Source organism: Nocardiopsis sp. M1B1 (assembly GCF_052466615.1).
Genome location: NZ_CP196194.1, coordinates 1,250,856 through 1,263,840, shown reverse-complemented (window position 1 = coordinate 1,263,840; position 12,985 = coordinate 1,250,856). Strand labels below are relative to the sequence as shown.

The 12,985-nt window shown below is 71.3% G+C and carries 8 protein-coding genes; 4 read left to right on the top strand and 4 right to left on the bottom strand.

The features are described 5' to 3' along the window. Positions 1-67 precede the first annotated feature (67 nt). Positions 68-589, bottom strand: coding sequence for a MarR family winged helix-turn-helix transcriptional regulator (locus ACSTA4_RS05660; protein WP_041552213.1), 522 nt, complete (start codon positions 587-589; stop codon positions 68-70). 686 nt (positions 590-1,275) lie between these two features. Between ACSTA4_RS05660 and ACSTA4_RS05655 the strand changes: the two genes are divergently transcribed. Further along, positions 1,276-2,955, top strand: coding sequence for a glycosyl hydrolase family 18 protein (locus ACSTA4_RS05655; RefSeq protein ID WP_444962662.1), 1,680 nt, complete (start codon positions 1,276-1,278; stop codon positions 2,953-2,955). Positions 2,956-3,375: 420 nt separating this feature from the next. After that, positions 3,376-5,334, top strand: coding sequence for a glycosyl hydrolase family 18 protein (locus tag ACSTA4_RS05650; RefSeq protein ID WP_444962661.1), 1,959 nt, complete (start codon positions 3,376-3,378; stop codon positions 5,332-5,334). A gap of 729 nt (positions 5,335-6,063) precedes the next feature. On the opposite strand, the gene ACSTA4_RS05645 is transcribed toward ACSTA4_RS05650, so the two are convergent. From ACSTA4_RS05645 to ACSTA4_RS05635, 3 genes are all read right to left on the bottom strand, one after another. Beyond that, entirely contained in the window at positions 6,064-7,356 is a 1,293-nt protein-coding gene (locus ACSTA4_RS05645) for a DUF222 domain-containing protein (RefSeq protein WP_444964104.1), read from the bottom strand. A 711-nt stretch (positions 7,357-8,067) separates the two neighbouring features. Further along, a complete protein-coding gene (meaB, locus tag ACSTA4_RS05640) occupies positions 8,068-9,024 on the bottom strand; it encodes a methylmalonyl Co-A mutase-associated GTPase MeaB (protein ID WP_444962660.1) in 957 nt (318 codons plus the stop codon). 319 nt (positions 9,025-9,343) lie between these two features. Continuing rightward, entirely contained in the window at positions 9,344-10,531 is a 1,188-nt protein-coding gene (locus tag ACSTA4_RS05635) for an acetyl-CoA C-acetyltransferase (protein ID WP_248773741.1), read from the bottom strand. Between the two features lie 87 nt (positions 10,532-10,618). Here ACSTA4_RS05635 and mce point away from each other — a divergent pair, with 87 nt between their 5' ends. After that, positions 10,619-11,197, top strand: a complete 579-nt coding sequence (gene mce, locus ACSTA4_RS05630; protein ID WP_274976452.1) for a methylmalonyl-CoA epimerase — start codon at positions 10,619-10,621, stop codon at positions 11,195-11,197. A gap of 378 nt (positions 11,198-11,575) precedes the next feature. Beyond that, a complete protein-coding gene (locus ACSTA4_RS05625; protein WP_047868503.1) occupies positions 11,576-12,871 on the top strand; it encodes a DivIVA domain-containing protein in 1,296 nt (431 codons plus the stop codon). The last annotated feature ends 114 nt before the right edge of the window (positions 12,872-12,985 follow it).

The following is a 12,985-nucleotide window of genomic DNA, read 5'->3' as shown; positions in this document are numbered from 1 at the left end:
AGATAGTAGGACGTCCAACTAATGATGTACAGGGAGGGCACCCGCGGCGCCGGGGCGCGGCGGGCGGTCAGCGGCCCTCGGCGGCCTCCGCGACGGGCTCGGGGAAGTCGCCGAAGTCCACCCTGAGCCGGGTGAACATCTCGTGCATGCGCCACAGCTCCTCGTCGGAGTAACAGCCCAGGCCGAAGTCCATGGACAGCAGCGCCCCGGTCGCCTCCTCGGTGACCCGGCGCCCGGCGTCGGTGATCTCGGCCAGCACGCCGCGACCGTCGCTCGGGTTGGGGCGGCGGCGCACGAAGCCCTGCCCCTCCAGCCGGTCGATGGTGTTGGTGACGCTGGTCGGGTGCACCATGAGGCGCTCACCGATCTTGCCCAGGGGCAGCGAGCCGGAACCGCTGAAGGTGAGCAGGACGAGCGCCTCGTAGCGGGCGAAGGTCAGGCCGAACGGCTTGAGGGCGCCGTCCAGCTCCCCGATCAGGATCTGCTGCGCGCGCATGACCGAGGTGACCGCCGCCATGGCGGGCGAGGGCCCCCATCTGCGCGTCCAGTTGTCGTGTGCCCGCTCGATCGGGTCGAACGGGAGATTCAACGGGTTACCCACGGGTTCACTCTAGCCAGCGGGAAGGGCCCGCCCGCCCGACCGGAAGGGGGCCCGCCCCCACTCCCGCGCGGCCCGGCCGCCGGACGCCGCCCCGAGCACGGCCCGGGCGTCCGCCCCGGCCAACCGAAGTGACGGAACCGGCACTCCGAGGCGGGCGTGACATGGGGGGTTCACGGGACCGGGAGAAGGCCCGGAGCAAGAATCACACAGAGCACATAACAGCGGACAGGAAAGAAGACAAGACTTTTCCGTGGCCACAAAGGGACAGGTTCCGCGCCCGGAACTGGTCCACCCCGCCAACTCGGCAAATCCGCCGGTCCTCCGGCGGAGGGCGCGTGGAGCCCGCCGCCGCGCACGCGGGGGCGAGCGGAGAGTCCCCACCGGGTCTTGACGGAGCGCGGAATTATTAGTTAAGTTTCCTAAAAATTTATCCCCCCACGTCAGAGGCTCAAGGTGACGACCTGTCCTCACTTGGCCCGTGGACCACCCCCAGGGAGGCCGCCGAACCCCGCTGACGGACCGCGGCTCTCCCCGCGATCCCCCGCACACGACCGCAGCCCATCCCACGCGCTCTGAGAGCAGAGTCCACGCGCTTCGAGAGCAGGGTCATCCGCTCCAGGAGCACGGTCGTCCGTCCCCCCGACCCCCGCCCCCGCACCAGGAGATGCCACGACGTGAGAGCACGACGTTTCAGTACCCGCCTCGCGGCCGCCGCGGCCGCCGTGCTGCTCGCCCCGCTCGCGGCGACCGCGGTCCCGGCCGCGGCCGCCGAGGAGACCGCCCCCGCCGGCCTGACGGTCACCTACACGGAGTCGGCCCGGTGGAACACCGGCTACACCGGCCAGATCACCGTCCACAACGCCTCGGACGCCCCCGTCGACGACTGGGCCGTCGAGTTCTCGCTCCCCGACGGCAGCCGCATCCACGAGTTGTGGAACGCCACCCTCGCGGGCACCCCCGGCGGATACACGATCACCCCGCCGCACTGGGGCGCCAGCGTTCCGGCGGGCGGCAGCTACTCGTTCGGCTTCAACGGGCTGCACTCCGACGGCGCCACCGACCTCGTGGACTGCCTGGTCAACGGCTCCCCCTGCGCCGGGGACGACGGAAGCGGCCCCTCCCACGACAGCTACAGCGTCGCCTACTACACCCAGTGGAGCGCCGGGGAGCGCGACTACCACGTCCGCGACCTGGTCGACAGCGACAGCGCGGAGAAGCTCACGCACATCAACTACGCGTTCGGCAACGTCACCGCCGAGGGCGTGTGCGCCACGGACGAGGGGACCAGCCAGGAGGGCGCCGTCGCCGACTACGCGCACCCAGTTCCCGCCGCGGAGAGCGTCGACGGAACCGCCGACGACCCCGGCCAGGAGCTGCGCGGCAACTTCAACCAGCTGCGTGAACTCAAGGAGATGTACCCCGACCTCAAGGTCAACATCTCCCTCGGCGGCTGGGAGTGGTCCCGGTACTTCTCCGACGCGGCCCTGACCGAGGAGTCCCGCGAGAGGCTGGTCAGCTCCTGCGTCGACCTGTACCTGCGCGGTGACCTGCCCGAGGTCGACGGCGCGGGCGGCGAGGGCGCCGCCTACGGGGTCTTCGACGGCATCGACCTGGACTGGGAGTGGCCCGGCTCCGGCGGCCACCCGCACAACACCGTCCGGCCCGAGGACAAGGAGAACTTCACCGCCCTGGTGCAGGAGTTCCGCGACCAGCTGGACGCGCTCGGCGAGGAGACCGACCGCCACTACGAGCTGACCGCGTTCATGCCTGCGGGAGGCTGGCGCCTGGACGCCGGGTACGAGCTGGACGAGCTCATGACCGACTTCGACTTCGTCACGGTGCAGGGCTACGACTACCACGGCACCTGGGAGAGCACGACCAACCACCAGTCCAACCTGGTCGTGGACGCCCGCGACCCCCAGCCGGTGATCTCCACCGAGCTCATCGTCCAGGCCTACCTGGACCGGGGCGTGGACCCCGGCAAGCTCGTCCTGGGCGTGCCGTTCTACGGACAGGGGTGGACGGGCGTGGAGCCCGGCCCCGACGGCGACGGCCTCTTCCAGACCGCGACGGGCCCCGCGCAGGGGACGTACGCGGCGGGCACCGAGGACTGGAAGGTCCTTGAGGAGAAGGTCGCGTCCGGCGAGTTCGAGCTCTTCCGCAACGACGAGGCCGGTACCGCCTGGATCTACGACGGCAGCACGCTCTGGAACTACGACGACGAGACCGCCATGACGCAGAAGACCGACTGGGCCCAGGACAACGGCCTCGGCGGGGTCATGGTCTGGTCCATCGACGGCGACGACGCCGAGGGCAGCCTCATGGCCGCCATCGACACGGCGCTGAGCGACTAGGAGCCGTCCGCCCCGCCGCGACCGCGCGCCCTCCGGGGGCGCGGGAGCGGCGGGGACGGGCTCCGTGCGCGACCCGGGCACCCGGAACGCGCCCCGCTACCGCAGCCGACAGACTTCCGGTCCGGCGATCCCGGACCGGGACCGAGCGGCGTCGGTGCTCTGATCCGGGGAGCACCGCCGCCACGGCCGGTGCGGACCGATGTGCGACGGTCCGCACCGGCCACCACACCGCCCTCCCCCTTCCTCCCCCAGGTCGGAGGCCCGCCATGCCCCTGCCGCGCACACGCCACCTCTCACGCGCGCCACCGAGCCCGCCACCGGTCAGCTCGCGACACCGCACTCCCTGGGCGCACACCCCGCAGCCCTCCGCCCCAGCGGCGGAAGGCCAACCCCCACACCGCTCACGCACCAGGAGCAACCGTGAGAGCACGACTTCGCCAACGAATCGCGGCACTGGCCGCCGCGGTCGTCCTACCCCTCGCACTGGCACCCGTCCCGGCCGCGTCGGCCGACACCGCGGGCGTCACCGTCACCTACGTGGAGACCAGCCGCTGGGAGACCGGCTACGGCGGGCAGCTGACCATCGCCAACGGCTCGGGCTCGGCGCTGACCGACTGGAGCGTCGGCTTCCGGCTCCCCTCCGGCACCGCGATCACCAGCCTGTGGAACGCCACCCTCAGCCGCTCCGGTGACGCCTACACCATCACCCCGCCCTCGTGGGGCGCCTCCGTCCCGGCGGGCGGCAGCTACTCCATCGGGTTCAACGGCACCCACGGCGGCGGCGACACCGCTCCCGTGGACTGCACGGTCAACGGCGGCAGCTGCTCGGGCGAGCCCGGCGAGGAGGACACCGAGCCGCCCACCGCGCCGACCGGCCTGGCCGTCACCGGCACCACCTCGACCACCGTGGCCCTGGAGTGGGGCGCGGCGGGCGACAACGCGGGGGTTGCGGGCTACGAGGTCCTCTCCGGCGGGGAGGTCGTCCGCGCGGTCACCGGCACCACCGCCACCGTCACCGGGCTGGCGCCCCAGACCGAGCACACGTTCACCGTGCGCGCCTACGACACCTCCAACAACAGGGGTCCTGAGAGCGGCGCCGTCACCGCCACCACCGACGCGGACGGCGGCGGCCCCACCGACCCGCCCCAGGAACGCCGGGTCGCCTACTTCACCCAGTGGGGCATCTACGGCCGCGACTACCTGGTGAACGACATGGTCACCTCGGGCACCGCCGAGAAGCTCACCCACATCAACTACGCCTTCGGCAACATCAACGCGAACGGCGAGTGCTTCATGGCCAACCAGCTCGGCCAGGGCGACGCCTGGGCCGACTACGGCCGCTCCTTCGGGGCCGCCGACAGCGTCGACGGGGTCGGCGACACCTGGGACCAGGACCTGCGCGGCAACTTCAACCAGCTGCGCGAGCTCAAGGAGATGTACCCCGACCTCAAGGTCAACATCTCCCTGGGCGGCTGGACCTGGTCCGAGCACTTCTCCGACGCGGCGCTGACCGCCGAGTCCCGCGAGCGCATGGTCTCCTCGTGCATCGACCAGTTCCTGCGCGGCAACCTGCCCGTGTTCGACGGCGCGGGCGGCCCCGGCTCCGCCTACGGGGTCTTCGACGGCATCGACCTGGACTGGGAGTGGCCGGGATCGGCGGGCCACGAGCACAACACCATCCGCCCCGAGGACAAGGAGAACTTCACCGCCCTGGTACAGGAGTTCCGTGACCAGCTGAACGCCCTGGAGGCCGAGACGAGCCGCCAGTACGAGCTGACCGCGTTCCTGCCCGCCGACCCGGAGAAGATCGAGCTCGGCTTCGAGATGCCGCAGCTCATGACCGACTTCGACTTCATCACGGTGCAGGGCTACGACTACCACGGCGGCTGGGAGACCACCGCCAACCACCAGTCCAACCTACTCCCGGACCCGGCCGACCCCGGCCCGGACCTGTACTCCACCGAGACCACGGTCCAGGCCTACCTCGACCGCGGCGTCGCCCCCGCCGACATGGTGCTCGGCGTGCCGTTCTACGGCCGCGGCTGGACCGGCGTGGAGCCCGGCCCGAACGGCGACGGTCTCTTCCAGAGCGCTACCGGGCCCGCCCCCGGTAGCTACGAGGCGGGGATCGACGACTGGAAGGTCCTGAAGAACCTGGTGGGCACCGGCGGCTACGAGCTGTACCGCGACGACGCGCTGGGCACCGCCTGGCTGTACAACGGCAGCACCTTCTGGACCTACGACGACGAGATCTCCATGGCCCAGAAGACCGACTGGGCTCAGGCCCAAGGCCTGGGCGGCGTCATGATCTGGTCCGTTGACGGCGACGACGCCAACGGCAGCCTCATGAACGCCATCGACACGGCGTTGGCCGGGTAGCCCGATCTCTGGCCCGGCGTGCGCCGGGTCGGAGGCAGGCCGGGCTGGTGGCAGGCCGGGCTGGTGGCAGGCCGGGTTGGTAGCAGGCCGGCCGGACCGAAGGTGGGTCTGGCTGGAAGTAGGCCCGGCTGGGAATGGGCCCGGTTGGAAGTGGGCCTGTCCGGGAGTAGGCCGGTGTGGACCGTCGTGGTCCGCACCGGCCGCTTCTGCGTCGGGTTCTCCCAGGGGGACCGTTGCTCCGGACGAACACCAGGAGGAAGGGGCTGGCACTGGCGATGGTGAGCGCGCACAAGCTGCTGCGAAGTGGTGCGGGGGGCGGTCAACGGTCGGGGTTCGGGGATGGTTGCTCGCTCCGGCGGTGGCGCCAGCTGCCGCGTAGTGGTACGGGAAGGCGTCCAACGGTTGACGTTCGGGGGTGGTTGGCCTCTGCTGCGTCGGCACCAAAGGCGGCGGGTGTCTGGGGGCTCCGTCCAACGCTCCGCCCGCTGATGGTGGCCGGGGCAGCGTCGCCTGCTGCCGCGAAGTAGCGCAGGCGGCGATCAACGCTGGCTGAAGCCGGGTGGCTGAGCTCTGCTGCGTCGGCACCAAAGGCGAGCGGGCCCTCCGGCCTTGGGCAGCGCTACCGGCCCCCATGGCGCAGGCGGGCGACGGTGGCAGCGACGACGACGGCGGCACGGGGCCCGGACCGCCTGTCGGGCGCGGGCATACCGGGGACCGGCCCGGCCGAGGTCACTCCCGGGGCGGTGGAACCGCAACCCTGTCGGGCGGATGATCTCGTCCCCGTCCCTGCTGTTGGTGTGTGCGGAGTTCGCGTTGGTACTTGGCCCGGTTATGCGGCCCGCACAGCGGTTGCAGGTTCGCGACCACCGTGCGCCCGCCTCGGGAGAAGGAGGTGACGTGGTCGGCTTGACAGAACGCCACCGGCACTTCGCATCCGCCCGGGTGGGCGCAGGTGGTGTGTCCGTGGAAGGCGGCGGTGCGCTGGCGGGCTGAGGCCAACCGTCGGCTGTGGCTCACGTCCAGGACCTGTCCGGTGGGGGCTGCGGTGAGCATCCGCACCACCTCGGCATCAGCAGCGAGTTCGTGCACCACACCGGCCGGAATGACCCGGCCGTGCTCGTCCAGCGCTGGAACCTCCTGACCCTGAGCGTTCAGGTAGGTCTGCACCGGTACGACGATGCGGATCTGCGCCAGCGGAGCGGGAGTGTTATCGCACCCGGTGTGGGTGGTGGCAAAACGCAACGCCGCGATCAGCGCATCATGCTCCCGCTGGGCCCGGGACCGGGTGTCGCCCTCCCCGGGTGGGGTGGTGAAGGTCTCGATCGCCGCGCGCACGACCAACGCATCCCCAGACCCGCCCCAGGCTTGGAGCTGGTAGCTGCCCTGGAACGTGTCATGGACGACCAGCCCACGGGCGGCGTGAGCCGCCTCATGGTCACGGTCCAGGCGGTGGGGGTCCAAACGATGCGCGACCTGGCGGGCCACCGCCTGGAGCTGGTTGACCGACAACGCAGGCCGCTCCGTCTTCGCGGCTACCAACGCCGCTTCGAACCCCTGCCGGTACTGCGCCTGGTCGGGGAAATGGTCCTCATCGCGGGTCTGGACGGCTTTGTCGGTGACCTTGGCTATCACCACCGCCTCACCCAACCCCACCGTGCCCTTCTCCACCGCTTCCACCGTGGCGGGCAGGGTCTCCTCGTGCACGTGCTGGGCCAGCCGCGCCAGGTCCTTCGCTTGGGCGGTGGGCAGCTTGCCGTGGTGTACCAGCCACTTGTCCAGGGTGGAGTAGCCGCTGTAGCGGGCCACCGCACCGCGCGCGTACAAACGCGCCATCCTCGCCAGAGCCTGGTACCGGATCTGGTCCAGCTGGGCCCACAGCGCCGCGATCTCCTCAGCGGCGGCCTCGTCCGCCCCCGGCGGCACTTCGGCGTTCAGCGCCTGGTCGATGATTTCGCGCGCACCGGCCAGCGCGGCCACGGCCGGGGAACATTCCCCGGGGGCCGCATCGGGCGCTGCGATCATCATCTCCATACTTCTTATTATAGGCGAGCGCCCGCCTTTTCTCCACTATTCACAGCGCGAATATGACGCCTTTCTTTCTGAAGGTTACCCCTCCTTTGCGACCCACAATCAAGGTGGACTGGAAAGGTGTCCGAAAAGGTGCACCCAGAATGACCTCTTGCTGTTGGCGCGATCGTCGCCCGCGCCGACCACAGGGGCCAGGATCGTTGCCCGAGGCCGGAGGGCCTGCTTGCCGTTGGTGCCGACGCAGCAGAGTCCGACCACCCTCACACCCCGGGCGTTGGTCGCCCTCCGGTGGTTGCTCCTGCCTTTGGTGCCGCTTTTCGTTAGCCACCCGCACCCCCACCCGGCGCCCACCGCTTCCCGCCGTCCGCACCTTTTCGCGGCAGCTGGCGCGCTTTCGTTGCCGCCAACAACCCCCAACAGGAATGGCGTAGGGGAGAGACCTGATGGCGGCCCCTCCCTGCCCCTCAGTTCTTTATTCCCGGCGAGGCGGTTTAGGGCATGCCAAAACATCCGTGGGTGGGATCCCCCCTATTTCCAGCAAACCATCGCCACACCACCCACGACCAGCCCCAACCCCCACCTGTGGAAAACCCAGCCACCCGCGAAAAACACGGCTGCCACTGACACCGACACCACCGCCAGACCCACCAGCACCCCAAGCACTGCCAGCACCACCAGTACCGCCAACAGCTACCGACACCACCCTCACCCCAGGTCGGCGCCCAGTTCCTTCAGCACCACGTCAGCGGCGGCGTAGGGGTCCCTCCGCCCCTCCGCCACATCCTCGGCCAGTGCGTCCAGGCCGGTGTCGTCGCCCGCCCCGCCCATCCGCGAGCGCAGCAGGTCCAGCACGATCGCCTGCACCTCGTCCCGGGCGCGGGTCCGGCGGCGGCGGGTCAGGTCGCCACTCGCCTCCAGGTGGGCGAAGTGCTGGTCCACCCGCTCCCACAGCTCCTCGACGCCCTCGTCCCTGGAGGCGACGGTCATCACGATCGGCGGCTTCCACTCCTGGTCGGTGCGGTCCTTCATGGCGATCATCTGGCGCAGTTCGCGCAGGGTGGACTTGGCGCCCTCCCGGTCGGCCTTGTTGATCGCGAAGACGTCGGCGACCTCCAGCACGCCCGCCTTGGCGGCCTGCACCGAGTCGCCCATGCCCGGGGCGCACAGCACCACGGTGGTGTCGGCCTGTCCGGCGATCTCCACCTCGGCCTGGCCCACGCCCACCGTCTCCACCAGGATCACGTCGAACCCGGCCGCGTCGAGCACCCGCAGGGCGTGCGGCGTGGCCCAGGACAGTCCGCCCAGGTGCCCGCGGTTGGCCATGGAGCGGATGAACACCCCCGGGTCGGTGGCGTGCTCCTGCATCCGCACGCGGTCGCCGAGCAGGGCGCCGCCGGTGAACGGCGAGGACGGGTCCACGGCCAGCACGGCGACGGTCAGCCCCTTCGCCCGGGCGGCGCGCACGACGGCGTTGGTGGTGGTGGACTTGCCCACCCCCGGGGAGCCGGTGAAACCCACCACCCGGGCACGTCCGGTGTGCGGGGCCAGGCCCGCCATGATCTCGCGCAGGGCCGCGGAACCGTTCTCGACCAGGGTGATCGCGCGGGCCAGTGCCCGGCGGTCGCCCTCGCGGACCCGTTCGACCAGTTGGGGGGCGTCCATGGAACTCCTCGGTGTGGGCGGAGCAGGACGGGGCGAGGGCTCGTGGCCCCCGCCCCGCGGCTGTCAGGTGCGTCGTGTCCCCGGGGCTCTCCCGGGTACACGGTGTCTTCGAGTCACAGTGTCTTCGGATCGGGTCCCCCGCGCGGTCCGCCACGCGGGCGTCCGGGGATCTCCCGGTGTCCGCGGGCGGTGCCGCCGGGGGCACCCTGAGCGGCCCGCCGGACAGGGCCCGTCAGCGACGCCGCTCGACGGGCACCCTGAGCGGCGCTACTCGGCGGTCGCCGTCAACGGCACCGCTGGGCAGGGACCGCCGGCGGCGCTACTCGGCGGGGACCGTGAACAGCAGGGCGTCGCCCTGGCCGCCGCCACCGCACAGGGCGGCCGCACCGAACCCGCCGCCGCGGCGGCGCAGCTCGTGGACCAGGTGCAGGGCGATGCGGGCCCCGGAGGCGCCGATCGGGTGGCCGAGCGCGATGGCGCCGCCGTTGACGTTGACGATGTCCTCCGAGACGCCCAGGTCGCGGGTGGACTGCAGGCCCACCGCGGCGAAGGCCTCGTTGATCTCGATCAGGTCCAGGTCCTCGACCGAGCGGCCCGCCTTGCCCAGCGCGTGCCGGATGGCGTTGGAGGGCTGGGAGTGCAGCGAGTTGTCCGGACCGGCGACGTTGCCGTGCGCGCCGATCTCGGCCAGGACCGTGGCGCCCAGTTCCTCCGCCTTGGCGCGGCTCATCACGACCACCGCGGCGGCGCCGTCGGAGATCTGCGAGGAGGAGCCCGCGGTGATGGTGCCCTCGCTGTCGAAGGCGGGGCGCAGCCGGGCCAGGCTCTCGGCGGTGGTGTCGGCCCGCACGCCCTCGTCCGCGGAGAAGACGACGGGGTCGCCCTTGCGCTGCGGGATCTGGACGGGGACGATCTCGGCGTCGAAGTACCCGGCGGCGGCCGCGGCGGCCGCGCGCTGGTGAGAGCGGGCCGCGAAGGCGTCCTGCTCCTGGCGCCCGATGCCGAGCTTGCCGTTGTGGCGCTCGGTGGAGGCGCCCATGGAGTCGCCCTCGAAGGCGTCGGTCAGGCCGTCGTGCGCGGTCGCGTCCAAGACCTCGACCGACCCGTACTTGTAGCCCTTGCGCGACTTGGGCAGCAGGTGCGGCGCGTTGGTCATGGACTCCATGCCCCCGGCCACGACCACGTCGAACTCGCCCGCGGTGATGAGCTGGTCGGCGAGGGCGATCGCGTCCAGGCCGGACAGGCAGACCTTGTTGATCGTCACCGACGGCACGTTCATGGGGATGCCGGCCTTGACGGCGGCCTGGCGGGACGGGATCTGGCCGGCGCCCGCCTGGAGCACCTGTCCCATGACCACGTATCCGACCTGTTCGCCGGTGACGCCGGCGCGTTCCAGGGCGGCCTTGATCGCGAAGCCCCCGAGATCGGCGGCGGAGAACCCGGCGAGGGAGCCGAGGAGTCTGCCGGTGGGGGTCCGTGCCCCACCGACGATGACGGAACCGGGCATCGTAACTGGCCTCCAAATGCATGGGTGACGCACCTGGTCTGCAACGATACCCACACCGCCGTCAGCGATCCCCGGGAGGTTCACCCCATGAGTGACGCACCGCACTCGGCCAGCGAGTTCATCACCCCGCCCTCCTCCTCCGCCCCCTCCTCCCCCTCCGTTCCTCCGGCCCCGTCCGCACCCGCCGTCCCGTTCTCCGGCCTGACCCGGCTCGACCACGTGGGCATCGCCTGCCGCGACCTGGACGCCTCGGTGGCCTTCTACCGGTCCACGTACGGGTTCGAGGTGGAGCACGAGGAGGTGAACGAGGAGCAGGGCGTGCGCGAGGCCATGCTCCGGGTCAACGGCACCGACGACGGCGGCGCCACCTACCTCCAGCTGCTCGAACCCACCCGCGCGGACTCCCCGGTGGCCAAGTTCCTGGAGCGCAACGGCGAGGGCGTCCACCACGTCGCCTTCGGTACCGCGGACGTGGCCGCCACCGCGGCGGGCGTCGGCGGAAGCGGCGTGCGCGTGCTGGACGCCGAGCCGCGGCGGGGGACGGCGGGGTCGAGGATCGTCTTCCTGCACCCCAAGGACTGCGGCGGCGTGCTCACCGAGCTGGTCCAGAGCCCGGATGGGGCGCACGGGGAAAGGGACGACGACCGTCCCGGAATTTCCGGATAGCGTCACGGGGGCGTTCCGGACAAGTCACAGGTTGAACGCCAGTGGCGTGGTTAGCCTCGGAGCCCACCGGAAGTTACCCCAAACCCCCTTCCCAGGTGTTCCGCGCTTGATAAAGTCGGCTAGCTGCCGGATGCGCTATTCCGGCGTTGGTCCATGTCTTGCAGTCCGGTAGCCGAGTCGGGTCGGCCGTACCGCCGTGTCGGATGACGTGGCGCACACGGACGACCTCGGAGGCGGTCAGGGCTCACCAGCCCGTCGTCGCCCGCCCCATCCCCCGGCTCGCGACCGGACCCGTCCCCGGGGACAGCGCTGCCGCCCTCCCCGCCGTCCCCGGCCCCTTGCAAGTAGCCGTCTCGCACCCGTTCAGGATTCCGCCACATGCCGTCAAACAACATCGACACCCAGCTCAACAACATCTTCGACGAGGACAACACCCCGCACGAATTCGACGTGGTGCTGCGTGGGTATGACCGCACCCAGGTGGATGACTACGCGGCCAGCCTGCGCAACGACCTCAAGCAGTACTCGAAGCAGACCGAGAAGCTCAAGGCCGAGCTCAACGCCAAGAACCGCCAGCTCCAGGAGCGCGAGCGCCCCTCCTACTCCGGTCTGGGCTCGCGCATCGAGGAGCTGCTGCGCCTGGCCGAGGAGCAGGCCAACGAGCTGGTCCAGAGCGCGCAGATCGACGCCAACGACATCCGCTCGGCCGCCAAGATCGAGGCCGCCGACATGCGCGCGGCCGCCGAGTCCGAGGCCACCGAGGTGCGCACCCTCGCCCAGCGCGAGGCCGACGAGGCCCGCCAGACCGCCGAGTCCGAGGCGGAGGAGATCTCCACCACCGCCCGCCGCGAGGCCGACGAGCTCGCCTCCACCACCGAGCGCGAGGTGCAGAAGAAGCGTTCCGCGGTCGACCACGAGATCGCCGAGAAGCGGGCGACCTTCGAGGGCGAGATCGCCAAGCTGCGCACCACCACCGAGCGCGAGTGCGCCCAGGCCCGCGCCGCGGCCAAGCGCGAGCGCGACGAGACCATCCAGTCGGCCAAGAGCCAGGCCGAGGAGCTGCGCAAGAACGCCGAGCGCGCCTACGCCGAGTCCGAGGCCCGGCGCACCGAGGCCGAGGACCAGTTCGAGCTCCAGCTGGCCGACCGCCGCGCCGAGGCCGAGCGCCAGGACGCCGAGCGCCTCGCCGCCGCCCAGGCCGCCACGCAGAAGATGGTCAACGAGGCCGAGGAGCGGGCCGCCAGCGCCGAGCAGCGCGCCACCAAGGCGAGCCAGCAGGCCGAGCAGACCCGCCGCGACGCCGAGAACCACGCCAAGCAGCTGGTCGGCAACGCCAAGAAGAACGCCGCCCAGATCGAGGCCGAGGCCAAGTCCAAGGCCGAGCACCAGCTCGGGGACGCCAAGTCCGAGGCCAACCGGATCATGACGGCCGCCAAGAAGGAGGTCGACGAGCTCAACCGCCAGCGCGACAGCATCCAGTCGCACCTCCAGCAGCTGCGCCAGCTGCTCGGCGGTGGCGGACCGGCCGCCCCGGCCCCGGCTCCGGCCGCGCCGGTCGCCGCCGCTCCGGCCCCGGCCGCGATCCCGCAGGAGCCCGCTCCGGCCGCCGAGGAGACCCGGCAGCCGGTGCACTCCGGCAAGGGCGCCGACGACGAGGACTGGTGGCAGGAGTAGGGTCCCGGCCCGTTCGGGGCTGACACCCTCCCCCCACGTGCGAGGACCCGCCCTCCCCGGCTGACGCCGGGGAGGGCGGGTCCTTCGTCGTGTCGGACACGGTCCGGCGCCTCC

Excerpts from the sequence above, each read along its gene's own strand:
- ACSTA4_RS05645 (WP_444964104.1), bottom strand. The coding sequence starts at position 7,356 with ATGATCGCAGCGCCCGATGCGGCCCCCGGGGAATGTTCCCCGGCCGTG.
- mce (WP_274976452.1), top strand. The coding sequence starts at position 10,619 with ATGAGTGACGCACCGCACTCGGCCAGCGAGTTCATCACCCCGCCCTCC.
- ACSTA4_RS05635 (WP_248773741.1), bottom strand. The coding sequence starts at position 10,531 with ATGCCCGGTTCCGTCATCGTCGGTGGGGCACGGACCCCCACCGGCAGA.
- meaB (WP_444962660.1), bottom strand. The coding sequence starts at position 9,024 with ATGGACGCCCCCCAACTGGTCGAACGGGTCCGCGAGGGCGACCGCCGG.
- ACSTA4_RS05625 (WP_047868503.1), top strand. The coding sequence starts at position 11,576 with ATGCCGTCAAACAACATCGACACCCAGCTCAACAACATCTTCGACGAG.